The sequence below is a fragment of the Candidatus Latescibacter sp. IFSED24 genome (assembly GCF_058273205.1).
Window position 1 is genome coordinate 3,723,088 of record NZ_CM177850.1, and the last position, 26,719, is coordinate 3,749,806.

Annotated in this window: 25 protein-coding genes; 23 read left to right on the plus strand and 2 right to left on the minus strand. The window is 68.4% G+C overall.

All coding sequences use genetic code 11. The features are described from left to right. Positions 1-3: 3 nt before the first annotated feature. The 23 genes from IFSED24_RS15075 to IFSED24_RS15185 all read left to right on the plus strand — a co-directional run bounded on the left by IFSED24_RS15075 (position 4) and on the right by IFSED24_RS15185 (position 19,448). Complete coding sequence (locus IFSED24_RS15075; protein ID WP_491332299.1) at positions 4-942, plus strand: ParB/RepB/Spo0J family partition protein; 939 nt, start codon at positions 4-6, stop codon at positions 940-942. Between the two features lie 83 nt (positions 943-1,025). Next, positions 1,026-2,360, plus strand: coding sequence for a two-component system sensor histidine kinase NtrB (locus IFSED24_RS15080; protein ID WP_491332300.1), 1,335 nt, complete (start codon positions 1,026-1,028; stop codon positions 2,358-2,360). Continuing rightward, positions 2,357-3,127, plus strand: coding sequence for a M23 family metallopeptidase (locus IFSED24_RS15085; RefSeq protein WP_491332301.1), 771 nt, complete (start codon positions 2,357-2,359; stop codon positions 3,125-3,127). The genes IFSED24_RS15080 and IFSED24_RS15085 overlap by 4 nt, the downstream gene beginning before the upstream one ends. Before the next feature lie 101 nt (positions 3,128-3,228). Continuing rightward, positions 3,229-3,663, plus strand: a complete 435-nt coding sequence (locus IFSED24_RS15090) for a bactofilin family protein (RefSeq protein WP_491332302.1) — start codon at positions 3,229-3,231, stop codon at positions 3,661-3,663. Between the two features lie 123 nt (positions 3,664-3,786). Beyond that, positions 3,787-4,023, plus strand: coding sequence for an AtpZ/AtpI family protein (locus IFSED24_RS15095; RefSeq protein WP_491332303.1), 237 nt, complete (start codon positions 3,787-3,789; stop codon positions 4,021-4,023). Further along, positions 4,020-4,424, plus strand: coding sequence for a hypothetical protein (locus IFSED24_RS15100; protein WP_491332304.1), 405 nt, complete (start codon positions 4,020-4,022; stop codon positions 4,422-4,424). Before IFSED24_RS15095 ends, IFSED24_RS15100 begins: the two co-directional genes overlap by 4 nt. After that, a complete protein-coding gene (atpB, locus tag IFSED24_RS15105; protein ID WP_491332305.1) occupies positions 4,411-5,406 on the plus strand; it encodes a F0F1 ATP synthase subunit A in 996 nt (331 codons plus the stop codon). Before IFSED24_RS15100 ends, atpB begins: the two co-directional genes overlap by 14 nt. Positions 5,407-5,476: 70 nt before the next feature. Continuing rightward, positions 5,477-5,689: an ATP synthase F0 subunit C gene (locus IFSED24_RS15110; protein WP_491332306.1), complete on the plus strand. Its 213-nt coding sequence runs from the start codon at positions 5,477-5,479 to the stop codon at positions 5,687-5,689. A 108-nt stretch (positions 5,690-5,797) separates the two neighbouring features. Then, positions 5,798-6,295, plus strand: a complete 498-nt coding sequence (gene atpF / locus IFSED24_RS15115) for a F0F1 ATP synthase subunit B (RefSeq protein ID WP_491332307.1) — start codon at positions 5,798-5,800, stop codon at positions 6,293-6,295. Then, positions 6,288-6,836: an ATP synthase F1 subunit delta gene (gene atpH, locus IFSED24_RS15120; RefSeq protein ID WP_491332308.1), complete on the plus strand. Its 549-nt coding sequence runs from the start codon at positions 6,288-6,290 to the stop codon at positions 6,834-6,836. Before atpF ends, atpH begins: the two co-directional genes overlap by 8 nt. 16 nt (positions 6,837-6,852) lie before the next feature. Continuing rightward, the gene (gene atpA, locus IFSED24_RS15125) at positions 6,853-8,355 is read left to right on the plus strand and encodes a F0F1 ATP synthase subunit alpha (RefSeq protein ID WP_491332309.1); all 1,503 of its coding nucleotides are present in this window, start codon (positions 6,853-6,855) and stop codon (positions 8,353-8,355) included. Between the two features lie 18 nt (positions 8,356-8,373). Further along, positions 8,374-9,258 carry an ATP synthase F1 subunit gamma gene (gene atpG, locus IFSED24_RS15130; protein WP_491332310.1) on the plus strand — a complete coding sequence of 295 codons (885 nt, stop codon included), beginning with the start codon at positions 8,374-8,376 and terminating at the stop codon, positions 9,256-9,258. A 17-nt stretch (positions 9,259-9,275) separates the two neighbouring features. Further along, positions 9,276-10,688, plus strand: coding sequence for a F0F1 ATP synthase subunit beta (gene atpD / locus IFSED24_RS15135; protein WP_491332311.1), 1,413 nt, complete (start codon positions 9,276-9,278; stop codon positions 10,686-10,688). A gap of 23 nt (positions 10,689-10,711) precedes the next feature. After that, a complete protein-coding gene (gene atpC / locus IFSED24_RS15140; RefSeq protein ID WP_491332312.1) occupies positions 10,712-11,122 on the plus strand; it encodes an ATP synthase F1 subunit epsilon in 411 nt (136 codons plus the stop codon). Positions 11,123-11,527: 405 nt separating this feature from the next. Beyond that, positions 11,528-12,436, plus strand: a complete 909-nt coding sequence (locus IFSED24_RS15145) for a CIA30 family protein (protein ID WP_491332313.1) — start codon at positions 11,528-11,530, stop codon at positions 12,434-12,436. A gap of 48 nt (positions 12,437-12,484) precedes the next feature. Further along, positions 12,485-13,390, plus strand: coding sequence for an endonuclease/exonuclease/phosphatase family protein (locus IFSED24_RS15150; RefSeq protein WP_491332314.1), 906 nt, complete (start codon positions 12,485-12,487; stop codon positions 13,388-13,390). Positions 13,391-13,585: 195 nt separating this feature from the next. Next, a complete protein-coding gene (locus tag IFSED24_RS15155) occupies positions 13,586-13,954 on the plus strand; it encodes an EamA family transporter (RefSeq protein WP_491332315.1) in 369 nt (122 codons plus the stop codon). A gap of 89 nt (positions 13,955-14,043) precedes the next feature. Further along, positions 14,044-14,805: a transporter gene (locus tag IFSED24_RS15160; RefSeq protein ID WP_491332316.1), complete on the plus strand. Its 762-nt coding sequence runs from the start codon at positions 14,044-14,046 to the stop codon at positions 14,803-14,805. Between the two features lies 1 nt (position 14,806). Continuing rightward, positions 14,807-15,451 (plus strand): metal-dependent transcriptional regulator, encoded by a 645-nt coding sequence (locus IFSED24_RS15165; RefSeq protein ID WP_491332317.1) that lies wholly within the window; start codon positions 14,807-14,809, stop codon positions 15,449-15,451. After that, positions 15,448-16,395, plus strand: coding sequence for a metal ABC transporter solute-binding protein, Zn/Mn family (locus IFSED24_RS15170; protein WP_491332318.1), 948 nt, complete (start codon positions 15,448-15,450; stop codon positions 16,393-16,395). Before IFSED24_RS15165 ends, IFSED24_RS15170 begins: the two co-directional genes overlap by 4 nt. Beyond that, entirely contained in the window at positions 16,385-17,203 is an 819-nt protein-coding gene (locus IFSED24_RS15175) for a metal ABC transporter ATP-binding protein (protein WP_491332319.1), read from the plus strand. Before IFSED24_RS15170 ends, IFSED24_RS15175 begins: the two co-directional genes overlap by 11 nt. Further along, positions 17,200-18,330 carry an iron chelate uptake ABC transporter family permease subunit gene (locus tag IFSED24_RS15180; RefSeq protein WP_491332320.1) on the plus strand — a complete coding sequence of 377 codons (1,131 nt, stop codon included), beginning with the start codon at positions 17,200-17,202 and terminating at the stop codon, positions 18,328-18,330. Before IFSED24_RS15175 ends, IFSED24_RS15180 begins: the two co-directional genes overlap by 4 nt. Beyond that, positions 18,327-19,448 (plus strand): metal ABC transporter permease, encoded by a 1,122-nt coding sequence (locus IFSED24_RS15185; RefSeq protein WP_491332321.1) that lies wholly within the window; start codon positions 18,327-18,329, stop codon positions 19,446-19,448. The genes IFSED24_RS15180 and IFSED24_RS15185 overlap by 4 nt, the downstream gene beginning before the upstream one ends. A gap of 6 nt (positions 19,449-19,454) precedes the next feature. Here IFSED24_RS15185 and IFSED24_RS15190 read toward each other — a convergent pair whose 3' ends face one another. Beyond that, on the minus strand, positions 19,455-21,425 hold the full coding sequence (locus IFSED24_RS15190; RefSeq protein ID WP_491332322.1) for a monovalent cation:proton antiporter family protein: 1,971 nt from the start codon (positions 21,423-21,425) through the stop codon (positions 19,455-19,457). Positions 21,426-21,573: 148 nt separating this feature from the next. Then, on the minus strand, positions 21,574-26,682 hold the full coding sequence (locus IFSED24_RS15195; protein ID WP_491332323.1) for a C25 family cysteine peptidase: 5,109 nt from the start codon (positions 26,680-26,682) through the stop codon (positions 21,574-21,576). Positions 26,683-26,719: the final 37 nt, after the last annotated feature.

A 26,719-nucleotide genomic window follows, 5' to 3' on the forward strand; every position in this document is an offset into this window, starting at 1 on the left:
CTCATGGCCAAGAAGGTACTGGGCAAGGGTTTGTCGGCACTGATCCAGTCCGCGGGTTCCGGCACCGATGGCGGCGCGGGTGGTCGAGCGATCCGGGACATCCCCCTGAACGAGTTGACCTTCAACCCCGATCAGCCCCGCAAGGTCTTCCGGCAAGACAAGCTGGAGGAACTGGCCGCCTCGTTGAGGGACGTGGGCGTGCTGCAGCCCGTGCTGGTGCGGGAGTTGCGCCGTGGCGAGGTCGTGCCCCCGGCCGGCGAGGAAGGCCAGGCGCCGCGGTTCATCGTGGTGGCGGGCGAGCGCCGCGTCCGGGCAGCCCGGTTGGCGGGCTTGCATCAGGTGCCGGCGGTCACCTGCTCGTACGAGGAGACCGAGGCGCTGCGCGTGGCGTTGCTCGAGAATATCCAGCGCGAGAACCTGGGCCCCATCGAGGAGGCCGAGGCCTTCCAGGGTCTGCTCCAGGCCTATGGTGCGACCCAGGAGGAGCTGGCCGACATGCTCGGCAAGAACCGGAGTACGGTAGCTAACTCTTTGCGGTTGCTGACATTGGAGGACGAGATCCGGGCCCTGGTGGACGATGGCACGCTGACCCGTGGCCACGCCAAGGCGCTGCTGGCGGTGCCGGCGGGACCCGAAAGGCTCCGCCTGGCCCGGCTCTGCCGCAGCCGTGGCCTCTCCGTCCGCGAGGTGGAACGCCGCGCTCAGGGTGCGGCCATGGCGCGGCAGCGGACGCGGAAGCCGCGGCCGGGCGGCGGCACCACACCGTTGGAGACCCCCGAGATCCGGGCGCTGCGCGAACGGGCCGAGGCCCACTTCGGATCGCCGGTGGTCATCGCCCGCGATGCCCGCGGAAAGGGCCAGGTCAGCGTCGCCTTCTACGATGATGGGGATCTGGAGCGGCTGCTGGCCATGATGGGTGTCCAGGTCGACCTGGACGGCTGACATTTTGGCAAGATCATGTCATGGTCAACGTGGGTCAATTTGGAGATAATTTGTTAAAATACAATAGATTAAGGCTTTTGCTGGTGGTGCTGATCTCCCTGTCGACCGGCTTGCTGGTCCTGAATCTCGTGGAGCTGGGCACCGCTCCCCGCGACAGCGATGGTTCGCTGGATCCCCGCACCCGCAACCAGATCCTCTCCTCGGGCGCATTCCACCTCCTGACCCTGGCGGCGGGCTGTGCGGTCTGGGTCAGCCTCCGCGAGCGGGAGAGAGACCAGCAGCGTCTGCGTCGATCCGAGGAGAAGCACCGGTCCATCATCAACCACGCCGGCGAGGCCATCTTCCTCCTCGATGGCGAGGGGCGGATCCGGGAGTGGAACAAGGTGGCCGAGCAGCTCTTCGGTGCGCCCCGCCGTTCGGTGCTGGGCCGACCCCTGGGCGAGGTCCACCTCTGCTACGGCCTGGAGATCGACCGCGCCATGGACGACGCCCGCCGCCTGCAGCACAGCCTGACCTTCGAGTTCCCCCTGCGCCGGCCCGATCGTCCCGATGGTCTGATCAAGCTCACCCTTTCCCCATTGCCCGCCGGTCGCGGCGCCGAGCAGCCGCACGAGCACCATTTCGTGGTCATCGCCCGCGACGTCACCAGCGAGCGCCAGCTCGAGAGCCGTATGGGCCAGGCCGAGAAGCTGGCGGGCATCGGCCAGCTGGCCGCGGGCATTGCCCACCAGCTCAACACGCCGCTCGGGTCCATCCTGCTGTCGGCGCAGATGCTGGCCGACGCCAAGCTGGCCGAGGACGAGGCCGAGGACGTGGAGCGGATCATCCGCCAGACCGAGCAGTGCCGGCAGATCATCAAGGGAATGCTCAATTTCGCGCGACCCCAGAGCCAGGATCGCGGTCTCGAACCATTGCGCGACATCGTCCACGAGACCGTCTACCTCATGGAGAAGAGCCTCAAGGTGGCCGGCGTGGAGGTGGTCATCGAGGCGGCGGATCCGGCCCCCATGGTGCGGGGGAACCGGAACGAACTGGACCAGGTCTTCTTCAACCTCCTGGTCAACGCCGTGGATGCCATGCCCGGCGGCGGGCGGATCGACATCGCCATGGGCCCCGGCGCGCCGGGCGAGGTGCTGGTCAGCTTCACCGACACCGGCAGCGGCATCGCCGGCGAGCATCGCGAACAGGTCTTCCTGCCGTTCTTCTCCACCAAGGACTACGGCAAGGGCACCGGCCTGGGTCTGAGCATCGTGGCGCGCATCATGCATGAGCACGGCGGTCGCATCGATCTGGACGAGACCCACGAGGGCGGTGCCCGCTTCCTGCTGTCCTTTCCCGAGCCCGGCCTCGGCCTCGGCGGGTCCGGCGCGGCCTCGGCGGCCGCCCCCCAGCATCCCGGAGCAACGGAGGAGTCATGAGCCGATTCACCCGCATCATCCTGATCAACGACGAGCAGCAGGGGATGCGCGAGTTCAATATCAGCCACCGGATGATCTGGCTGCTCGGGATCCTGGGGGCGGCGCTGGCCGTGCTGCTGGCGTACGTCCTGATCACGTATGGCTCGGTGCTGCGTCAGTCGGCGCGCGTGCCCGATCTGGAACGCCGGCTCACGACGGCCCGAGCCGATCTGGCCACCATGGGGGAACTGCGCAACGAGCTCGAGATCACGCGCGGCCTCCAGGAGCGCTTGCTCCTGCTGCTCGGCATCGAGGGCTACGGGATCGACAGCACGGGGACCGCGCCATCGACCGAGGGCATGGACCTGCTGGCCTCGGCGGTGATGACGCCGCCGCCCGACGCCTGGCCCGCGGCGGGGTATGTGACCCAGGAATTCGTGGAGGGTCAGATCGCCCGAGGGATCCGGCCCCATACCGGACTGGATATCGCTGGACCGGAAGGTGCTCCGATCCTGGCCGCCGGCGATGGGGTGGTGGCCCGGTCGGGCGAGGACCCCTACCTGGGGAATTATGTGGAAATCCAGCACGGTTTGGGTTACCTAACCGTATATGGGCATTGCTCCAGCGTGGCCGTGGCCCGCGGCGAGCAGGTTCGCCGGGGTCAGGTCGTGGCCTACCTGGGCGAGACCGGGGAAGCTTCGGCCCCACATTTGCACTTCGAGATCTGGCATAACGGCATGGCCGTGGACCCACGGCGGTTCCTCAGCGGAGAGCCGCCGGCTCAATGACCGGTCGCCCGGGGCGCGCGCCCCTTACTTTCAGCGGGACGAGGGATCGTCCCCGAACACTTGGACCACCGGGGCCCGGCTCCGGGACCGAGGAGGACGAAATGTTCGGCAAGGAGCCCGAAAACACCACCATCAACGCCGGCCAGACCTCGATCATCGCCCAGGGCGCCAAATTCGAGGGATCCATCGAAGTCAAGGGCACCCTACGCATCGAGGGTGAGTTCAAGGGGAACATCGGTGTGCCCGAGAGCCTGGTCGTGGGCAAGACCGGCGTGGTGCGTGCCTCGGTGAAGGTCAAGAACGCCATCATCGGCGGCCAGTTCTTCGGCGACATCGAGGCCGAGAACAAGATCGAGCTGCAGAGCGGCTCGCACCTCGAGGGCGACATCAAGACCAAGCGCCTGGTCATCGACGAGGGCGTGTTCTTCGAGGGCAACTGCTCCATGGGTGCCAAGAAGACCACCAACCCCGCCGACGCCGGGCCGCCCGCTCCCGCGGCGCCGAAGTTGGGGCAGCCCGACCCGGTCAAGAAGTAGCGTCCCGTCCGAACGGACGTTGCACCCACGGGGGCGCAGGTATTAGGATAGCGGCCGCACCGCAGCCCGACTGGGCGATGGTGCGGCCGCTTTTGCCTTCATTTCGTCGCGAGGTGCCCCGCCATGCCCCGCCCGCGCCAGGACCGCGAGAAGCAACGCAACATGCGTGACGTGGGGATCTACACCGCCATCCCCATCATGCTCGGCGTGGGCCCGGCCCTCGGCTGGTGGCTCGGCAAGCTGGCCCAGAAACGCTGGGGCGGCGAGCCCTGGATGGAGGTAGGAGGGGTGCTCTTCGGCCTGGCGGCAGCGGCCCGGCAGGTTTACAAGATCATCAAGCAGGGCAGCGAGCAAGAATGACCGACCGACGCCTCCTGCGCCGCGCGCAATGGGGGACGGTGGGCCTCGGCCTGGCCGTCGGTGCGGTCCTCCTGGTCGCCGACCGTCGGGATCTCGCGCCAGGCCTGGTGATCGGTGCGGTGTGGTCGGCGCTGAACCTCCGGGCCATGGAGGGCCTGCTGCGCGCCGCGGTCCTCCCGCGCGACCATATCCGCGATCTCCGCCTGGTTTTTCTTTGGTCCACGGCAAAGTTGACACTTTACGTTCTGGCTGTTTGGCTTTTAATTGTCGCGCCGTTTCCGGTCGCCGGCCTGGCCCTTGGCCTCACGGTCATGCTGGCGGCACTAGTCCTGGCGGGTCTACTGACCAGACCCCGGCCCAGTCAGGAACCACCCCAGCGAGGTGACGATGCTGAAGCGTGACCAACGCCGGATTCTGACCACGACGCTCGTGGTCCTCCTGTTGACCGCCGGCGCTGCCCTGGCCCAGCACCACGAGCAGCCCGCGGACGACCACCACGATGGTCACGGCCACGCCGTCGAGGCGCCGGCCACGGACGAGCATCACGCCGACGCGGCTCACGGCGACCACGGCGACCACGGCGGCGGCTACCACCTCGAGAACATCGTCGCTCTGCTCGCCGGCAACCTGCTCTCGCCCGAGCAGGCCGCCGCGGTGGGCGAGTGGCTCGATCCCGTCTTCTCGCTGATCGTCGCCCTGATCCTGGCCTCCTGGTTCATCAGCGTGGGCCGCAGCCTGCACGACCGCGACCCCTCGCGCAAACAGCTCTTCGCCGAGATGATCGTGGGCGGCCTCTACAACATGTTCCGCGAGATCCTCGGCGACCAGGCCCGCCGCTTCGCCCCCTACCTGGGCACCCTGTTCATCTTCATCATCTGCAACAACCTCTTCGGCCTGGTGCCGCTGGGCCACTCGTCCACCTCCAGCTTCGTCAACACCACGCTGGGCCTGGGCCTGATGACCTTCCTCTACGTGCAGTACGTGGGGATCCGCGAGAACGGGATCGGCGGCTACCTCTACCACTTCGCCGGCCAGCCCAAGAGCGGCATCGAGTGGGCCTTCGCCATCATGATCTTCCCGCTGGAGCTGATGGGCGAGCTGATCAAGCCCATCTCGCTCTCGCTGCGTCTGTTCGGCAACATCTTCGGCGAGGACACGCTCATCGCCGTGATGGTGGTCCTGGGCGTGCAGCTCATGGGCTTCATCCTCGACATGGTGGGGGGCAGCGCCATCGCCACGTGGTTCCCGGGCTTCCCTATCCAGATCCCGTTCTACGCCATCGCCCTGATCGGCAGCACGGTGCAGGCTCTGGTCTTCACCCTGCTGTCCACCATTTACATTTCGCTGATGCTTCCTCACGGTCACGAGGAGGAGGCGCACTAGGTCCGGACCCGGTCCGGGGCTGACAAACGGCGGGACGATCCGCCACTTCCAAGGCACTTAAGGAGGAAACATGGACACCAACGGTTTTCTGGCAATTGGCCTGGGCATCGCTGCCTTCGGTTCCGCCCTCGGTCTGGGCAAGGCCATCGAGGGAGCCATGACCGCCATGGGTCGGCAGCCCGAAGCCATCGGCAAGATCCAGACGGCGATGATCATCGGTAGCGCCTTCATCGAGGCCCTGACCATCTACGCCTTCGTTTCCGTCTTCGTGCTCAAGGGCTAGTCGCCCGCTTGCCGAGAGCCGGCTGTGGCCGGCGTGCCTTGGAAGGGGGCGGTTAACCCGCCCCCCCAGCGAGCCGCCGCCGCCGGTGCAACGCGAAGGATCGAGTCCATGAACATGGCCCCAAATTGGCCCCAGTTGTTGACCACGGTCGCGGGCTTCCTGGTCCTGATGTGGATCATGAAGAAGTTCGCCTGGGGACCCATCCTCGACCTCCTCGACCAGCGGCGGGAGAAGATCGAGCAGGATTACTCCACCGCGGAGAAGGAACTCTCCGAGGCGGAGACGCTGAAGGCCGACTTCGAGACCAAGCTCTCCGACATCAAGGTGATCGAGCGTGAGCGCGTGCAGGAGGCGGTCAAGAAGGGCGAGGAGCTGGCCGGCGGCATCGTCACCAAGGCCCGCGCCGAGATGGATCAGGCCAAGACCAAGGGTCTGCAGGACCTGGAGATCGAGACGCGCAAGGCCCAGAAGCAGCTGCGTGACGACGTGGTCGAGCTGGCCATCGGCGCCGCGGAGAAGCTCATCGGCGAGCGCCTGGACGAGCCCAAGCACCGCCAGCTGATCCAGCAGTACATCGACGAGCTCGGGGAGCAGCCCCATGCGTGATCGCAACGTGGCCGTCCGCTATGCCCAGGCCCTGCTCGACGTCGCCGTCGCGCGGAATCTGGTCGACCCGCTGCAGGAGTCCTTCGACGGACTGCTGAAGGCGACCGCGGACCATCCCGAGCTGCGCATCTTCATGCAGAGCCCCCAGGTCCCGACCCAGGACAAGAAGGCGCTGATCCACAAGGTCCTCGACGGCCAGGTGGAGCCGGTGCTGGTGCAGTTCCTGGAGCTGCTCCTGGACAAGGACCGCATCCTCCATCTCGCCGACATCCACCGGGAGTTCGTCGCGCTGGTGGAGCGGTATCGCGGGTTCCGCCGCGCCGTGGTCGTGACCGCGGTGGCGTTGTCCGAGGACCAGGCGGCAGAACTCGACCGGCGGCTCAGCAAGCTGACCGGCAGCAAGATCATCCTCGAGAAGAAGGTGGACCCGTCGGTGATCGGCGGCGTCTGCGTGACCCTGGGCGATCAGATCCTCGACGGGACCCTGCGCACCGGTCTGGACCGGCTGAAGCAGACCCTCGAGAAGACGCCCCTCCGATAGTCTGAAGGAGTCGCCAGTGAAACTGAGGCCCGAGGAAATCAGCTCCGTCCTGTCCCAGGAGCTGGACAAATACGGCCGCGATCTCGAGATCGAGAGCGTCGGTACGATCCTGCAGGTCGGTGACGGCATCGCCCGTATCTACGGTCTGCAGGAGGTGATGGCCGGTGAGCTGGTGAAGTTCCCCGGCGACATCATGGGCATGGTGCTGAACCTGGAAGAGGACTCCGTGGGCGTGGCCATCCTCGGCGAGGACACCCACATCAAGGAGGGCGACCAGGTCACGCGTACGGGCGCCATCGCGTCGGTGCCCGTGGGCGACGCCGTGATCGGCCGCGTGCTCAACGCCGTGGGCCAGCCCATCGACGGCGAGGGGCCGGTGCCCACCACCGAGACCCGCGAGATCGAGCTGAAGGCGCCCGGCGTCATCGACCGCCAGCCGGTGAAGCAGCCGCTTCTGACCGGCCTGAAGGCCATCGACTCCATGACTCCCATCGGCCGCGGCCAGCGCGAGCTGATCATCGGCGACCGCCAGACCGGCAAGACGGCCATCGCCATCGATGCCATCATCAACCAGAAGGGCCAGGGTGTGCACTGCTTCTACGTGGCCATCGGCCAGAAGCAGTCGACGGTGGCGGGCGTGTACCACACGCTCAAGGAGCACGGCGCGATGGAGTACACTACCATCATCGCCGCCAGTGCCAGCGAGCCCGCGCCCATGCTCTACATCGCGCCCTACACAGGCTGCACCATGGCCGAGCACATGATGTGGGAGGGCAAGGACACGCTGGTGGTCTACGACGACCTCTCCAAGCAGGCCAATGCCTACCGCCAGATGTCGCTCTTGCTGCGGCGTCCGCCCGGCCGCGAGGCCTACCCCGGCGACGTCTTCTACCTGCACAGCCGCCTGCTCGAGCGCGCAGTGAAGCTGTCGGACGAGAAGGGCGGCGGCTCGCTCACGGCGCTGCCCATCATCGAGACCCAGGCGGGTGACGTCTCGGCGTACATCCCCACCAACGTGATCTCCATCACCGACGGCCAGATCTTCCTCGAGGGCGACCTCTTCTACAGCGGTGTGCGGCCCGCGGTGAACGTGGGCATCTCGGTGTCGCGCGTGGGCGGCAACGCCCAGACCAAGGCCATGAAGAAGGTGGCCGGCTCGCTGCGCCTCGATCTGGCGCAGTACCGCGAGCTGGCGGCGTTCGCCCAGTTCGGCAGCGACCTCGACGCGGCGACCCAGCGCCAGCTGACCCGCGGCGCGCGCATGGTGGAGGTCCTCAAGCAGGACCAGTACGTGCCCATGCCCGTCCAGAAGCAGGTGGCGATCATCTTCGCCGCCAGCCAGGGCGCGCTGGACGACATCCCGGCGGATGAGGTGCGCCAGTGGGAGGCCGGCTTCCTGGCCTACCTCGACGAGAACCACGCGGGCGTGCTGCACGCCATCGAGCAGAGCGGCCAGCTCGCCGACGAGACGGTCGATCACCTGAAGGCCGCCATCGCGGAGTTCAAGGCGCAGCGATAGCGCCATTGGAGGTTTGCCGTGCCCGGTGCCGGCGTCAAGATCCTCAACAACCGCATCCGCTCGGTCAAGAGCACCCAGCAGATCACCAAGGCCATGAAGATGGTCGCGGCGGCCAAGCTGAACCGCTCGCAGGGCAAGATGCTCGCGGCCCGGCCGTACGCGCACAAGCTGGTCAAGCTGGTGCAGCACCTGGCCGGCGCCGCCGACGGCGACAACCCGCTGTTCGAGGTGCGCGAGGTGAAGCGCCGCCTGTTCGTGGTCATCACCTCGGACAAGGGCCTGTGCGGCAGCTACAACATGAACCTCATCAAGCGGGCCCAGCAGGTGGTGGACGCGTCGCGCGAGGCGGGCGTGGAGACCGAGCTGCTGACCGTGGGCAAGAAGGCGGGCGACTTCTTCGCCAAGCGCGGCTACACCCTGTTCGCGCGCCACGACGACTACAACGGCGAGGCCACCGCCCAGCGCGGGCACGAGGTGGGCGACACCATCGTCGGCGCGTTCCTCGGCCGCACGTTCGACGAGGTGCGCGTGGTCTTCGCCGAGTTCGTCTCCACCATGACCCAGGCGCCGGTTGACCGCCTCGTGCTGCCCATCGCGCCGGAGGAGACCGCGGGCGAGGACAGCGCGGACGACGACCACACCGCGGATCTGGACTACATCTGGGAGCCGGGTCAGACGCAGCTCTTCGACGTGCTGCTGCCGCTGTACCTGCGCAACCGGGTCTTCATGACGCTCATGGAGGCCTTCACCAGCGAGCACGCGGCGCGCATGACCAGCATGACCGCCGCCACCGACAACGCCGGCGAGCTCATCGACGCCCTGACGCTGCAGCGCAACCGCGAGCGCCAGGCCGCCATCACCGCCGAGCTACTGGACATCGTTGGCGGGGCCAACGCACTGTAACCGAGGAGAGATCAGACATGGCCGAGAACTACGGCGCGGTCAAGCAGGTCATCGGACCCACCGTCGACCTCGAGTTCGACAGCGACCACCTGCCCGATATCCTCAACGCGATCCACATCGTGGACGAGGCCAGGGGCATCGACCTGATCACCGAGGTCGCGCAGCACACCGGCAACAACGTGGTGCGCACCATCGCCATGGACAGCACCGACGGCCTGGTGCGCGGCATGAAGGGCCTGGACACGGGCAAGCCCATCGCCGTGCCCGTGGGCGACCAGTGCCTGGGCCGCCTCTTCAACCTCCTCGGCCGGCCAATCGACGGCAAGGGCCCGGTGCCCGAACCCGACAAGGTCAACCCCATCCACGCCGCCCCGCCCGATCTCACCGACCAGGGCGAGGCCAACGAGATCTTCGAGACCGGCATCAAGGTCGTCGACATGCTCGCGCCCTACGCCAAGGGCGGCAAGATCGGCCTGTTCGGCGGCGCCGGCGTGGGCAAGACGGTGATCGTGCAGGAGCTGATCCACGCCATCGCCACGCAGCACGGCGGCTACTCGGTGTTCTGCGGCGTGGGCGAGCGCACCCGCGAGGGCAACGACCTCTACCTCGAGATGACCGAGTCCGGCGTGCTCAAGAACACCGCGCTGGTGTTCGGCCAGATGAACGAGCCGCCCGGCGCCCGCCTGCGCATCGCGCTCTCGGGCCTGACCATGGCGGAATACTTCCGCGACGAGATGAACCAGGACGTGCTCCTCTTCATCGACAACATCTTCCGCTTCACCCAGGCCGGCTCCGAGGTCTCGGCGCTGCTGGGTCGCATGCCCTCGGCGGTGGGCTACCAGCCCACGCTGGCCACCGAGATGGGTCAGCTCCAGGAACGCATCACCTCGACGCGCAGCGGCTCCATCACCTCGGTCCAGGCGATCTACGTGCCCGCCGACGACCTCACCGACCCGGCCCCGGCCACCGCGTTCTCGCACCTCGACGCCACCACGGTGCTCTCGCGCCAGATCGCCGAGCTGGGCATCTACCCCGCGGTCGACCCGCTGGACTCCACCAGCCGGATCCTCGACCCGCGCGTGGTGGGCCAGGAGCACTACGACCTCGCGCGCCAGGTGCAGCAGTACCTGCAGCGCTACAAGGATCTGCAGGACATCATCGCCATCCTCGGCATGGACGAGCTGAGCGACGAGGACAAGGTCACCGTCCAGCGCGCGCGCCGGATCCAGCGCTTCCTCTCGCAGCCGTTCGCCGTGGCCGAGCAGTTCACCGGCAAGGCGGGCCGCTACGTCAAGCTGGAGGACACGGTGCGCAGCTTCAAGGGGCTGGTCGCCGGCGAGTACGATCACATTCCGGAGCAGTGCTTCCTCTACTGCGGCGCCATCGAAGAGGTGCTGGAGAACTACGAGAAGCTGCAGGCCACGGCCTAGGCCGGCGAGGCGGGTAATACGAGATGAAGTCCCTGAAGGTCAACATCGTGACCCCGGAGAAGGTGGCCTGGGAAGCCGAGGCCGTCTCGGTGACCCTGCCCGGCAGCGAGGGCTACCTCGGCGTGTGGGCCAACCACGCGCCGCTGGTGACCGGCCTGGTCCCGGGCGTCATCACCATCAAGCTCTCCGACGCGGGCCCCACCAAGCTCATGGCCTGCAGCGGCGGCTTCCTAGAGATCAGCGACAACACCGTCAACATCATGACCGACTCCTGCGAGGAGGCCGGCCAGATCGACGCCGACCGCGCCAAGGCCGCCCTCGAGCGCGCCAAGCAGCGGCTGCGGTCCAACGACGCGGAGATCGACAAGGAGCGCGCACTGCTCGCGCGGGAGCGCGCGGAGGCCAGGTTGAAGGTGCTGGACCTGATGGAGTAGGTCGGGCGTCGGAGACTCGTGGCTGGATCATGGCCCACCTCGGGATCGGGGTGGGCCATTTGTTATGTGTATTTGTTGTGGGTATGGTGAACCCCGCGTTTTGTATACTGTGTGCTGTATTTGATTTGGAGTGTTTCGTGGGTTGATTGTTGTATTTTTTAAACCTCGGTTACAATAACCCCCGGGGGTTAAAAATGAATCCAGATATCGATTGTGTGGGGTCAATGGATGAGTTCCGCCTGGATGATCCTGGCAGGCCGGATGAATGACACCGACCAGGACGGTGACAGTCTCGATCAAACACAACCCCCACCTCCACCATTGCCCCCGCACTCCCCCTTGCGCTAGATTCCCGACCGAAGGCGATCCCGGGAACCACACCACCACCAACGGAAACCCCGCCCCATGCCCAAGAACCTCATCCTGGCCGTCCTGCTCCTCGCCATGACCCCTTTCTTCGTGATCGGTGGCCCCTCCGCCCTCGATCCCCCGACCTGGAGCGACCTCCTCAACCTCGCCCACATCGTCTTCTTCGCCGTCGCCACCTATCTGACCTGGTCGCTCCTGCCGGCGCCACGCCGCCGCCGGCCCTGGCTGATCCTGGCCCTCTGCAGCGCCGCCGCCGTGCTCCTGGGCCTCCTCATCGAGGGCCTCCAGGCGCGTTTCGCCCGCGACCCCGACTGGCACGACGTCTGGCGCAACCTGCTGGGCGTCTGGCTGGCCTGGTTCGTGATCATCCGGCCGGACGTCCGTTTCCGCGGGATCGCCCGGGCCCTGGTGGTGGCGCTGCTCGCATGCGAGCTGGCCCTGGTGATCCACGCCTTCAACGTCGAGTGGCAGATCCAGCACCAGCAGCCGCTGCTCGCCGACTTCGAGCACCCGCGCGAGGCCGCCTACTGGTCCGAGAACTCCGAACGCTCGCAGGACGTGGCCGCCCATGGCGAGTACAGCCTCAAGATCCAGCTCGACACCAGTCTCTATTCTGGCACCGGCCCCCGGCGTTTCCCGCGCGACTGGCGCGGCTGGGAACTGCTGGCCCTCGACGTCTACAACCCCGATCCCGACACCCTGAAGCTCACCCTGCTGGTGGGCGACCGCGAGCATTACGTCGACGGCTACGCCTACGAGAACCGGTTCAACCGGCGGCTCTGGGCGGGGCCGGGCTGGAACACCTACCGGATCCCGCTGGCCGAGATCGCCGCGGCGCCGGCCGGGCGCGCCATGGACCTGGGGGACATCGTGTCGCTGGGGATCTTCGCCACGCGGTTGCCGGCGCCACGCGTGATCTATCTGGATCATCTGCGGCTGGAGTAGGCTCCAGCCGGTGTGCATGACCATGACCATCAGCCGGGGATGCCACCCATGCGAAACCTGTTCCTGATCCTCCTCATGGCGCTGTCGGCAACCCAGGTCCGGGCCGAAACGGTCGAGCCGCCGCCCCTGCGCGTCATGTCCTTCAACATCCGCTACGGCACCGCAGACGACGGCCCGCACAGCTGGCCGCAGCGCGCCCCGCACGTGGCCGGGACCATCGTCCGCTTCGATCCCGACCTGCTGGGCACCCAGGAGTGCCTGGCCTTCCAGCGCGACGAGCTGCAGGCCGCGCTGCCCGGGTACGCGGTGGTGGCGGTGGGCCGCGACGACGGCGCGGAGGCCGGCGAGATGTGCGCCTGCTTCTTTCGCCGCGAGCGCTTCGTGCTGCGCGACCAGGGTACCTTCTGGCTGAGCGACACCCCCGATGTGGTGGGCAGCCGCGGCTGGGACGCCGCCCTGCCCCGTATCGCCACCTGGCTGCGGCTCGACGACCGCGGCACCGGCGCGGAGATCCTCTGGCTCAATACCCATTTCGACCACCTGGGCGAGGTCGCGCGGCGAGAATCGGCGGCGTTGCTGCATCGCTGGCTCGCCGCCAGCCGGGGCGAGGCCGTCCTGGTGGTCACCGGCGATTTCAACGCGCCGGCCGGCGCCGTCGAGAGTTCGGTGCACCGTACCCTGCTCCTCGGCGACGCCGACACCCCGCTGCTCTGCGACGCCTGGACCAGCGTCCACGGTCCCGACGAGGACCCGACGGCCACGGGCACTTTCCACGGCTTCCGGGACACCCCGAGCCGCGGTCGTATCGACTGGGTGCTCTGCGGCTGCGAGACGACCGTGCTCGAGGCGGCCATCGATCGCTCGCGCGCCGGCGAGGTCTGGCCCTCGGATCATTTCCCGGTGACGGCGGTGCTGGAGCTGCCGGTGGCGAGGCACGCCACGCCGGCCAAATGATCCGCCCCTTGCCACGCTGATCACGATTCCGTAATGTCATTTGCTCTTCAGAAGCAGCTTCCGCGACGATCGTGTACCCGACAGCACGGTGGGGGATGAAGGCGGGCGACGGTGGGCGAGTTCGATCTCGCCAAACCGGCGCCCGCTGTTTATCATGCGCGCAAATCACCGCAACCAGCCCCTGGAGGCCCCTTCGTGCGTACCGCCACCTTCGCTCTCGTCTTCGCCCTCGTCGCCAACGCCACGGCCAACGTGCTCATCCGCTGGGGCATGAAGGATCTGGAGCTGACCCTGTCGCAACCGGTCCAGACGCTCAAGGGCATCCTGCTGAACGGTCGGGTGATGGCGGGCATCGTGCTCTTCGCGCTCAACGTGCTGGCCTACGCCTTCGCGCTGAGCAGGATCCGGGTGAACCTGGCCTATCCCATCATGACGAGCGTGGGGCTGGTGATCGTCATGGGGCTGTCGTTCCTGCTGCTGGGGGAGAAGATCACCACCGTGCAGATGATGGGCACGGGGCTGATCCTGGCGGGCGTGGTGATGGTGGCGAGCCAGATGGGCTGATGGGGGAGAACGGGTCTTGACGCTGGTGGCAATGGACCTAGATTGATGAAAATTAGTCTCCCCTAATTATTGTCGAGGGACCGCTCGTCATGCTCAGGACACTGCTCTTTCTTCTATTGGCCGGCCTGCTGCCGGTACAGTCGTTCGCCGGGGAGCCCCTGGTGGGCGACCGCCCCGACTTCACCGAGAGCGCCGTGGCCGTGCCCACCGGCAACCTCCAGTTCGAGATGGGGATCACGCGTTACGTGGCGGGCGAGGCGAAGTCCACGCACGTGGGCGAGGTGCTGCTGCGGATCGGGGTGGCCCGGGACACCGAGCTGCGCCTGATCTTCGGCAGCTACGTCCACGCCACCGACCCCGCCGATCCGCGCCGCGATGTCGACGGTTTCAACGACATCGGCCTCGGCTTCAAGTACCGCCTGGTGACGAACGACGGCTGGGTCCCCGATCTGGCCCTCCTCGGTACCGTGACTTTCCCCACCGGCGCCACCCACATCGGCGCCGAGGCGGTCCAGCCGCTCGGCGTGGCCGCCGCGGGCTGGGCGCTGCCGGCCAACTTCAGCCTGGGTGCGAACCTGGGCACGGCGCTCCTGAACGTCGACAGCGTGACCTTCGGCACCAGCTGGCTCTCGACCTCGCTCGCGTTGACCCTGGGTGATCGCTGGGGTCTCTTCGCCGAGGTCTTCGGCTTCGACCGCGAGGAGAAGAACGGCGACAGCACCGGTTACGCCGACTTCGGCGTCACCTTCCAGCCCCGGCCCACCTGGCAGCTCGACGCCCGCGTCGGCCGCGGCTTCTCCGGCGAGGGCGAGGACTGGTTCGCCGGCGCCGGCGTGGTGATCAGGATCTAGGATGATGCACAGCGCCGCCATCGAGGACTATCTCACCGCCATCCTCCGCCTGGAGGACCGGCGGGGCGTGGCCGCCACCAAGGAGCTGGCCGACCGCCTGGCGGTGGCCCAGCCCTCGGTGACGGGCATGCTCAAGAAGCTGGCTCGCGAGGGTCTGGTGACGCACGAGCGGTACCGCGGATCGCGCCTCACGGACGCCGGCCGCGAGGCGGCGCTGGCCGTGCTCCGGCGTCACCGCCTGCTGGAGACCTTCCTGGTGCGCGAGCTGAAGCTGGCGCCAGAGCAGGTGCACCGGGAGGCCTGCCGCCTCGAGCACGCGCTCAGCGATGAGGTGGTCGAACGCCTGGATGCATGGCTGGGCCGGCCGGAGTATGATCCCCACGGCACGCCGATCCCGGGTGGGGTCGGGGGCCGGCGGCTGAGCGAGTTGCCCGCTGGTGCGACGGCCACCGTGGGTGCCGTCCATCCGCGCGGCGCTGACCATGCGGCTTACATCGCCGCTCTGGGCTTCAGGCCCGGCGCGCTGGTGACGGTGCTGCGGCGCCGCCCCTTCAACGGTCCCGTGGATCTGGAGATCGCCGGCCGCACCTGCGTGGTGGGGGCCGAGGTGGTCGCCTACGTGAGCATCGAGGAGGAGGAACGATGACCAAGTGGCGCATGACGGTGACGGCCCTGGCCCTGGCGACCATCCTCGCCGGCTGCGGGGGCGGAGGCGAGACCGTCCGGGACGACGGCAAGCTGCGCATCGTGACCACCACCGGCCAGGTGGGGGATCTGGCGACGCAGGTGGGCGGTGATCACGTCCAGGTGGACGTGCTCATGGGACCCGGTGTCGATCCGCATCTCTACAAGGCCTCGGCCGGCGATGTGGAGCGCCTGCGTCGCGCCGACCTGATCCTCTTCAACGGCCTGCACCTCGAGGCCAAGATGGGCGACGTGCTCGAACGCATGGGCGCCACGCAGCGCACACGCGCGGTGGCCGAGGCCATTCCCGAGTCCGAGCTGCTCTCGCCCGAGGGCGCCCAGGGCACTCACGACCCCCACGTGTGGTTCGACGTGCGCCTGTGGCGCCACGCGCTCCTGGCGGTACGCGACGAGCTTGTCGACCTCGACCCGGCCCACGCCGCGGACTATCGCGCCAACGCCGATCAGTACGGCCGCGAGCTCGACGAGCTCGACGCCCACGTCCGTGCCCAGACCGCCACCATCCCCGAACCGCTGCGCGTGTTGATCACCGCGCACGACGCCTTCGAGTACTTCGGCCACGCCTACGGTTTCGAGGTGCGCGGCCTGCAGGGCATCAGCACCGTGAGCGAGGCCGGCACCGGCGACGTCCAGGACCTGGCCGCGTTCATCGCCGAGCGCCGGATCCCCGCGCTCTTCGTGGAGACCTCGGTCTCGCCCCGCGCCATCGAGGCGGTCAAGGCGGCGGTCACGGCACGCGGCTTCACCGTCGGTGTGGGCGGTTCGCTCTTCTCCGACGCCCTCGGCGACGCAGGCACTCCCGAGGGCACCTACCTCGGCGTGGTCCGCCACAACATCGACACCATCGCGGCCGCGCTGCGCGGCGAGGTCACGCATGAGCAATGAGCAAGCACCCGCCGTCGAGGTCACGGACCTCACCGTGGCCTACCACGAACGTCCGGTCCTCTGGGACATCGACCTGACCGTACCGTCGGGCAAGCTCATGGCCATCATGGGTCCCAACGGCGCGGGCAAGACCACGCTGATCAAGGCCATGCTCGGCCTGGTGCCCACGGCGGCCGGCCGCGTGGAGATCCTCGGCAAGCCGTACGCCGTGCAGCGCCGCCTCGTGGGCTACGTACCCCAGCGCGGCAGCGTCGACTGGGACTTCCCCACCACCGTCCTCGACGTGGTGATGATGGGCCGTTACGGCGCCCTCGGCTGGGTCAAGCGACCGGGCAAGCGCGAGCGCGAACAGGCGCTGGCCGCGCTCGACAAGGTGGGCATGACCGAGTTCACCGACCGCCAGATCAGCCAGCTCTCCGGCGGCCAGCAGCAGCGCGTGTTCCTGGCGCGGGCGCTGGTGCAGGACGCGCAGGTCTACTTCATGGACGAACCGTTCCAGGGCGTGGACGCGCGCACCGAGCGCGCCATTGTCGAACTCCTGAAGGAGCTGCGCGCGCTGGGCCGGACCGTGGTGGTGGTGCACCACGACCTGCAGACCGTCACCGACTACTTCGACTGGGTCACCCTCCTGAACGTGCGCCGCGTGGCCAGCGGCCCGGTGGCCGAGGCCTTCACCGAGGAGAACCTGCGCCTGGCCTTCGGCGGCCGCGTGGAGTTCCTCCAGCGCAAGGCCCCCGCCGATCCGGCGCCCCGGCCCGACGACGACGACGAACCACAGGTCCGCGGCTACGGGAGGATCCGCCCGTGAGCGTGCTCCACGACCTGGTCTTCGACTACACCCTGCGCACGGTGGCGCTGGGCTCGGCCGCGCTCGGCCTGGTGGCTGGCGCTCTCGGCGCCTTCGCGGTGCTGCGCCGGCAGAGCCTCCTCGGCGACGCGGTGAGCCACGCCGCGTTGCCGGGCATCGTGCTCGCCTTCGTGCTCACCGGCCTGAAGACCCCGCTGATCCTGGTCCTCGGCGCCGCGCTGGCCGGCTGGGCCGCCTCGCTGCTGGTCATGCTCATCGTGCGCACCACCCGCATCAAGACAGACACCGCGCTCGGCCTGGTGCTCTCGGTCTTCTTCGGCCTGGGCCTGGTGCTGCTCTCGCTGGTGCAGCGGTCGGCGGGCGCGGGTCAGGCCGGCCTCGACCGCTTCCTCTTCGGCCAGGCCGCCACCCTGGTGGGGGAGGATCTGGTGACCATGACCGTGCTCGGCGCGCTGGTCGTGATCGGCCTGCTCCTGTTGTGGAAGGAATTCAAGCTCCTCAGCTTCGACCCCGCCTTCGCCGGCGCCCTCGGCCTGCCCGTCCGCCTGCTCGACGTCACCCTGACCACGCTGCTGGTCATCGCCATCGTCATCGGCCTGCAGACCGTGGGGGTGGTCCTGATGAGTGCCATGATCGTGGCCCCCGCCGCCGCGGCCCGCCAGTGGACCGACCGCCTCGGCCGCCTCGTGGCGCTGGCCGGCGTCTTCGGCGCGCTGAGCGGCCTCGTGGGTGCCGTGCTCTCGAGCCTGGTGCCCCACCTGCCCACCGGTCCCACCATCATCCTGGTGGTCACGCTGCTGACCGTGCTCTCGCTGCTCCTGGCCCCTCAGCGCGGCCTGCTCGCCGCCCAGCTGCGCATCTGGCGCCAGCGCCGCGCCGTCCGCGCCGATCAGGTGCTCGCCGACCTCTTCCGCCTCGCCGCCCAGCACGCCGAACCCACCTCCGCGCCGCACCGGGTGGCGGTGCTCAAGGCCATGGGCCCGCGCGCGGGCGTGCGCAACACCCTGGCGCACCTCGCCGACCGCGGCCTGGTCCAGGCCGATCCCGACGGCCGCTGGCGCCTGACCGACTCCGGGCTGGCCGCCGGCCGCTCCCTGGTCACCGGCGATCCGGAGGCGACGTCATGAGCACGCCGCAATTCGAGATCCTGGGCATCGCTATCCTCGCCGCGGCCGGCTGCTCGCTGGTGGGCGTGTTCCTCATGCTGCGCCGCCTGGCCATGCTGTCGGACGCCATCAGCCACGCCATCCTGCCGGGCATCGTGGTGGCGTTCTTCCTCACGGGCGACCTCTCCTCGCCGTGGCTGGTCATGGCCGCCGCGGCCACCGGCGTGTTGACCGTGGCGCTGGTGGAGCTGCTGGTGGGGACGCGGCGGCTGAAGGAGGACGCGGCCATGGGCCTGGTCTTCCCGGCGCTCTTCTCGGTGGGCATCGTGCTGATCACGCACTACGCTGGCAACGTCCACCTCGACGTGGACGCCGTGCTCCTGGGCGAGCTGGCGTTCGCCCCGTTCGACCGTCTCGTGATCGGCGGCCACGACCTGGGCGCGCGCCACCTCTGGGTCATGGGCGGCATCGCGCTCCTGAACCTCACGGTGATCACGCTCTTCTTCAAGGAGCTGAAGCTGGCCACCTTCGACGCGGGCCTCGCCGCCTCGCTCGGCCTGGCGCCGGTGGTCATCCACTACGGACTGATGACCCTGGTGTCGGTGACCGCCGTGGGCGCCTTCGACGCCGTGGGCCTGATCCTGGTGGTGGCGCTCATGATCGGTCCTCCCGCCGCGGCCTACCTGCTCACCGACCACCTCGAACGCCTGCTCGCGCTCTCGGTCCTGCTCGGCGCGCTGGCCGCGGCGCTGGGCTTCGGCCTGGCGGTCTGGCTCGACGCCTCCATCGCCGGCTGCATCGCCGTGGGGGTGGGCTCGGTCTTCGGGGTCGTGTTCCTGATCGCTCCCGATCGTGGCTTCATCGCCGGCTGGCGCCGCCGCCGCCGCCAGCGCTGGGAGTTCGCCCAGGTCATGCTGGCCATCCACCTGTTGCAGCACGAGGGCGGACCCGAGGAGGAGGACGAGTCGCGCATCGCGCACCTCCACGGCAAGCACGTGGGCTGGACGCCGGACTTCACGCGCGAGGTGGTGGCCGGCGCCGTGCGGCGCGGACTGGTGGAGCGGCTGGGCGAGCGATTGCATCTGACCGACTCCGGCCGGTCGGCCGCCGGTCGGGCGCTCAGCGGGACCGGCGTTTGACCGGGATCATAACGCGCCCGCGGTTCCGGTCAGGTCCCGCAACGAGCGGCGCGACTCTTCCGTCCCGATGACGGCCACCAGATCATGGGCCTGGAAATGGAACCGGGCGTCCGGGTTCGTGACCAGCTGCTCATCGCGGATCACACCCACCACCGAGGCCCCGGTCTTCCCGCGAATCCCGATCTCGCCGAGCGACCGCGCCACCAGCGGACTGTCGGCGTGGAGCGTCACCCATTCCAGATCGAACTGCTGATCGGCGGCGCTCAACTGCGTGAGCGTCCGGTACTGGTGGTCGTGGTCGAAGTACGGGGCGAAGAGATCCCGGCGTTGCGACTCGGTCAGACGCTGGATCTCGGATACCGGGACGGCGAAGTGCAGGAGAGCCCGGCGTGTCATCTCGAGGCCGGCCTCGAATTCGGGCAGGACGACGCTGCTGACGTCGAGCGCGGCGAAGACCGGTAGGAACGAGGCGTCCGACGTCCTGGCGATGACGTTCAGATCCCCGTTGACGCGCCTCGCCTTGGCGATGATCGCGCGCGCGGCGACCACGTCCGGGGTGGTGAGCACGAGCAGGCGCGCCGCATCGATGGCGGTGGCCTCGAGCACGATCTCGTGGCTCGCATCGCCGTAGATCACCGGCAGGCCCGCCGCCCGCACGCTGTCCACGCGTCGGTGATCGAGTTCCACGATGACCACCGGCAGATCGAGTTGCCGAAAAGCGCCGGCGATCCGCAAGCCCACCCGACCGCCGCCCACGATGACCACGTGGTCCGCCAGGCCCGTGGCGGGAATGTTGAGGGTCTCGAGAGGCTCGTGGCGGAACAGGCGCTTCTTCAGGGCGTAGAGCCGCGCGGTCTGGCCCGAGACCAGAGGGGTCAGGACCATGGTCAGGATGGCCGTGCTCAGGAGGAGCGAATACAGCTCGTGGTCGATCGAGCCGGTGGACACGCCCACCGTGGCGAGTACGAAGGAGAACTCGCCGACCTGGAACAGGCCCAGGCCCACGGCCAGCGGAATCACGTTGCCGTACCTGAATAGCCTGGTCAGCGCGGCGAAGATCAGACCCTTGCCGAGGCTGACCGCCAGCACCAGCACGACCACCTGCTGCAGATGGTCCCGCAGGAAGACCGGGTCGAGCAGCATCCCCACCGAGGCGAAGAACAGCAGGCTGAAGAGGTCACGCAAGGGGATGATGTCGCTGAGGGCCTGATGACCGAAGTCCGATTCGCTGAGGACCATGCCGGCGACGAAGGCCCCGAAGGCGAAGGACAGCCCCACCAGGTGGGTGGCGTAGCCGATACCCAGGCCGATGGCGGTGATCGCCAGCAGGAAGAGCTCGCGCGATCCGAGCCGTGCGATGTACGCCAGGAGTCCCGGTAGCAATCGGGTGCCGAGCACGACCATGCCGGCGATGAACGCCGCGGCCTTCAGGGCCGCCAGGCCCAGCGCCGGCACTCCCACCGACGGATCGTTGAGCTGGGGCAGGAGGATGATCATCGGCACCACGGCCAGATCCTGGACGATGAGGATGCCGATCATCACCTTGCTCGAGAGCGTGCCGAGCCAGCCCTGGTTCATCAGGGTCTTGAGGATGACCATGGTGCTCGACAGCGAGATGCAGGCCCCGAGCCAGAGCGAATCCTTCCACTCCCAGCCCATGACGTGACCGATGCCGAAACCGAGCGCGGTGGTCAGGACCATCTGGATGGGTGTCCCGATCAGGGCCACCTTGCGGACCGGGGCGAGGTCCTTGAGGGAGAATTCGAGGCCGAGGGCGAACAACAGCAGCGCCACGCCGATCTCGGCCAGGCGCTCGATGTCGTGGATGCTCGAGACGGTCAGGCCGCCCGTGTGGGGTCCCAGGATGATGCCGGCGGCGATGTAGCCCAGGATGACGGGCTGCCCGAGCCGCTGCAGCACGAGACCGCAGACGAAGGCGGCGACGACCAGCAGGATGATGTCCGTGGCGATTCCCATGGGTGGCCTCTTCCGTTGCAGACCACGATAGCGGGCCAGGTGCCCGGCGGCATCAGGGTTTTCGACATGCGTCGACTCGGCGAGAAAGAGCCCGGCCGCCGGATCCATCAGGATTCGACGGCCGGGCTCTCAGGATGATCGAGACAGGCTATTTGAGCAACGTCATCTTCCCGACCAGCGAGCCGTCCTCCGTGACGAGCCGGTAGAAGTAGATGCCGCTGGCCACGCCGTTGCCCCGATCGTCGCGGCCCTGCCAGGTGATCTCGTGCCGTCCCGCGGTCTGCCGGCCGCGGACCAGCGTGCGCACCAGCTTGCCCTGGACGTCGTACACCGCCAGGGTCGCCTGCTGCGCCCGCGGCAGCGAGAACGCCAGCACGGTGGCCGGGTTGAACGGGTTGGGGTGGTTCTGGGCCAGCGCCAGGCGCGTGCCCGCGTCGGGGGTGTCGGTGGTGCCGGCGATGATGGTGAAGACGCCGGACTCGGCGGCGGCCATCCGCTCCATCCCGTCGAAGACCTCCACCTTCACGCGGCAGCTGTAGCTCGGCGGACCGGCCGGGACCGCGATGGTCCACTCGGCCGCGCCCAGGAGCGCGCCCTCGGCGATGAGCTGGTCGAAGCTGGCGCCGCCGTCCAGCGACAGCCACACTCGCGCCGCCACCACGCCCACGTCGTCGCCGGCGTTCCAGGTCACGGACATGGTCTGGCCCTGGACGAGCTGGGCGCCGGACGCCGGCGCGGTCACCGCCACGGTGGGCGCGGCCACGTCGGCGGGTACCGAGGTGCTGGAGGTGAAGACCAGATCGTCGACGGCGGCCTCCACCAGCGAGCCGCCGCCCAGATCCGAGGCGCGGAAGCGCAGGCGGACCTGGTCGGCGTCCGTGACGTAGTCGTCGAGCAGGAAGCCGACCTGCTGCCAGGCATTGTTGGAGGCGGTGGTGTTCTCCACGTCGGCCCAGGACGAGCCGCCGTCGCCGGAAACCTGCACCAGCCAGGTGTCCTCGCCCGGGCTGTAGCCCAGGTCGTTGGTGTACCAGCGCCAGTAGCTCACCTGCACGGGCGAGGCACCCGCCAGGTCGTAGACCGGACTGGTCAAGGTGGTCATGCCGCCGTCCACATCGTTGTAGCCCGCGCTCTGGCCTTCCAGATGCTGGCCGGTGAACCAGCAGTTCACGCCGGGGGCCGGGGTGTGGTCGTCCTCCGGCTGGACCGGCTGGCCGTTGTACTCGGTGCCGATGGGGTCGCCGTGCTCCCAGATCCCGCCGGTCGCCGTATCGTCGCCCACCAGGTTCACGAGCCAGCCCGTGGCCGTCTCGCAATCCTCGGCCAGCAGCTCGTTCACCGTGGCGACGGTGAACTCGTAGTTCGGCCACGGCGCGCCAGCCGGAGCCGCCGAACCGTAGCCCAGCACGTCGCTGGCGGTCAGCCAGTACTGCACCCGCGAACCGTCGGCCTGGCCGGGGATCGTCGCCCGCACCAGACCGGTGCCGGCGTCGACCAGCGTCATGGGCACCGAGTAAGGCCCACCGGAGCTGCTCGACGTGTAGTGCAGCGTGTAGCTCGCCACCCCGGTCAGGTCGGTGACGTTGGCCTCGACCACGTACGGACCGCCGGTGTCCTCGGTGTCGGGGAGCTGGGTCACGTCGGCGATGAACGGGCCGCGGTTGTCGGCGAGCGCGAAGTCCAGCTCGGTGACCTCGCCCTCCAGGATCTCCACGCCGTAGGCAGTATCCGGTGCGCAGCTCTCGTGCCACACCGCCACGTCCCAGGTGCCGATGGTGACGTTGCCCTCGTAGGTACCGTCGCCGCTCGAATAGAACTGGCGGCCCTGGTCCATGATGGTCACCACGGCACCAGGAATGGCGCCGCCGCCGTTGCTGGAGTTGGTGATCTCGCCGCTGAGGGTCCCCTGCGCCTGCGGCACGATGGGACGCAACGCGATGGCCCGGTTGGCCGCGATGGCGGCCGACCCGCCAGGATAGTTGTTGCCGTAGACGTAGGTCAGGCCCACGGTCCGCGTGTGGTCCTGGATGCCGACCGTGAAGTACGTCGTCTCGTCGCCGTTCACCGTCACGCTCTGATACTGCAGCACGATCAGGCCGTCGCCGGTGTCGCTGGCATGATGCGCCGGATCGTAAAGGATGATCTCGAAGGTGCAGTTGCCGTTGTAAGAACTTCCGGTGTACGAGCCGAACGCGTCCCACTGCACGATGTAGCGGTGGTTCGCCTCGTCGTACCAGGTGTAGACCTGACCGCCGGCCAGGTCGTCCCAGAACGCGCAGATCATGGCGTCGGGCGAGCCGTCGGCGGGCAGCGTCCAGTTGCGGTACAGCTTGATGTCCGTGCCGCCGAACGAGAGCCAGCCGTTGGAGCAGATCGAGACGCGGTCGTAGGTCTCGCCGTAGTAGGTGAAGTCGAACGGCAGATCGAACCGACGCGTCTCGTCGTCGTGGCGGCCGGTGTCGCTGATGCCGGTGTTCGTGCCCACGCCCGCCAGCTCGACCCAGTCGTAGACCGGCGCCTCGGGCGCGGTGTCGGCGTTGTCGAAGGCGTAATAGCCGTAGGTGTCGGGGCCGGTGGGATCGCCCACGCCGGCGGTGCCGACGGTCACCGGGAAGACCAGGGTCTGGGTGCCGCCCTCGGCGAAAGTCAGCTCCACGACCAGGGACGCGATGTGGCCGGGATAGCAATCGCTGGCGATGCTGATGGCGAACGTGCTGGCCATTCCCGCCGCACCGCCGGAAGCGATGCCGTTCCAGCTGCCGTCAGGATCGCTGACGGTGACCCACTGGCTGGCGCAGCTCAGGCTCGCCGTGATGCCCGCGGTGGCCAGGTCGCCGGTGTTGACCAGATCGAAATCCACCGTGCCGGATTCGCCCGGATCCAGGTCGCCGCCGCTGCCGCCGAAGGTCAAACGATTGAGCGAGCCCTGCGGCCCGTGGATGGGCAGCGCCACCAGGCTGGTCCAGGTCTCGCCGCTGCCGCTCGCGTCCAGGCGCAGCTCGGCGGTCTCGCCGCCGGGCGCGTCGCTGGCGAGCTCCACGCGGAAGACGCCGGTGGCGGTGCCGCCGGCGGCCACGGTGCCGAAGCTCGCCTCGCCGTCGAGCAGCGCCACGTAGGGCAGCGACTCCAGCAGCGTGCCCACCGCCGCACTCACCGCGTTGGTGCCGTGGTTGCGCAGCCGGATCTCGAGATCGAGCACCTCGCCCGGGTTGGCCTGATCGTCGCCGTTGCCCGAGACCTCGCTCACCGTCAGGGCGTCGAAGTCGAGCGAACGCGCCACGGTGCCCACCGCGGTCTGGCCCAGGTGCGGGTGCAGGTTGGTGCCGGTGACCGTCACGAGCACGTCGCCAGCCGCGGCGTCGGTGATCTCCAGCATCGCCTGCCCGTTCTGGTCGGTGTAGGCGAAGTCGTGCACCGCGCCGTCCTGATGGACCGCCACGCGGGCGCCGGCCAAGGGCGCGCCGCCCAGGGTCACCGCCACCGGCAGCGCGTTGGCGCCGAGCGCCACCTGCGAGGGGTAGGCCACGTCGATGGCCGCCGGCACGGCGGTCCAGATCTCGGTGGCGGGGTCGCCCATGAGGTTGTTCCAGGTCGACCAGGTCCAGACCTTCTGCCACTCGTTCTCGTAGTAGTTCTTGTAGAGATTGAGCTTGCCGCGGGTCAGCGACGGACCCACGCGATGTTCACCGGTGGTGAGCACCGCGTTGGTGATGCCCAGGAACATGCAGTTGTTGTAGCGGGTGTGCGTGCCGGTGGTGGCGGTGCCGACGCTGGCGATGCCGCCGCCGTTGGCCGCGCGCAGGAACGCCTCGCTGCGGCAGGTGGTGTCGTCCTCGAACGAGCCGGTGTAGCAGGTGAGGATCACGGCGTAGGGAAGCTGCTGCCCGTTGCTCAGCGACGAGATGTGCGAGGCCCCCATGCCGCTCATGTTCAGGTAGCCGCGGTAGGTGAAGAGGCTCTCGCCCTGGTTGATGGTGGCCATCATCTGCGTGACGAAGTTGCCGCTCCAGATGGTGTCGATGCGGGTGTAGTTCAGCTCCTGGAGCTGTTGCTTGACGAACTGGTTGACGAAGATGCAGCTGTAGCCCGAGGCCGAGGGGTCGCCGGTGAGCCCGGCGGTGGTGAACCAGCTGGGGTCGGACATGTCGGGGGCGCTCTCGTAGTCGACGATCTTGTCGATCACGGTCTGCAGCTGGCTGGTGCTGGTCACCGAGATGCGGCCGATGTGCACGTCGGCCAGCACGTCGCCGCCGTCGAGGAGCGTGTACTCGTGGTCGCCCTCGCCGTTGTAGCCCGAGTAGGTCTCGTGGAACGTGGGGATGGCCACGGCGCCGTTGGCGTCGCCCACCAGGGCGACGAACTCCAGCGGCGGGTTGCTGTTGGTGTACTGGCTCTGCAGCCAGCTCCGGATGGCCGAGGCCGAGGAGCCGGTGGTGGCGGTGGTGACCACCTCCACGGTGTAGCCCTGGCGACGGCGCCAGTCGGCGAGCTTCTCGACGATGCCGGTGACGGTGCTGTTGTCGGGGCAGATCATGATGTACTTGCCGGGGCCCACCTGGACGTCCGAGTCGCGGGTCCAGCCCAGGACCTCCTGCTCGTACATCAGCGCGAACGACTCGGGGATCAGCTGCGGCGAGGAGTCCCTGCTGTTGCGGTCGTCCCGGCCGGAGAAGGACACCTCCACGGTCAGGTTGCTGGCCACGGTGACCTCGCCGGTGGTGGGGTCGTAGCCCACGGGCCGGAAGGTCACCGGCACCACGCGCAGGCCGTGCAGCAGCGCGGGCTCGCCAACGGTGACACCGGGAGCGCTCGCGGGAGTGGTGGCGTAGAGCGCGGCGTCGAAGGTGGCGGCCTTGGCGCTGTCGCGTACAGGCTGCAAGGGGACCAGGTTCATGGCGCCCAGCGATTGCAGCTGCTGGGCCGTCACGCGGGCCTGCACACCCGAACCGGCGGGCAGGGCCACCAGGCGGGTGATGGTGGGCAGCGCGGCCTGGCCGGTGTGGCCGGCGTGTCCGCCGTCGGTCAGCTCGAGGCGATCGAAGAGGAGTCCGCCGAGTTCGACGGTGTCGTACGCCAGTCCCAGGACTTCCAGTTCGAGGGTCATGCCGGTGGCGTTCTGGGCCTTGATCGCGACCTGGGCCTCGGCGCCGGTGGCTCCGGGCGACACCGCCAGCAGGTCCGGGTTCGCCGCGAGGGTCAAAGCGGGAACGAGGAGGGCGAGGATCGTGGCGGAAAGGATGCGTTTGCGAGGGCTCATGGTCGCCTCCAGTTATGGCGCGTCGAGGGCGTCGTCA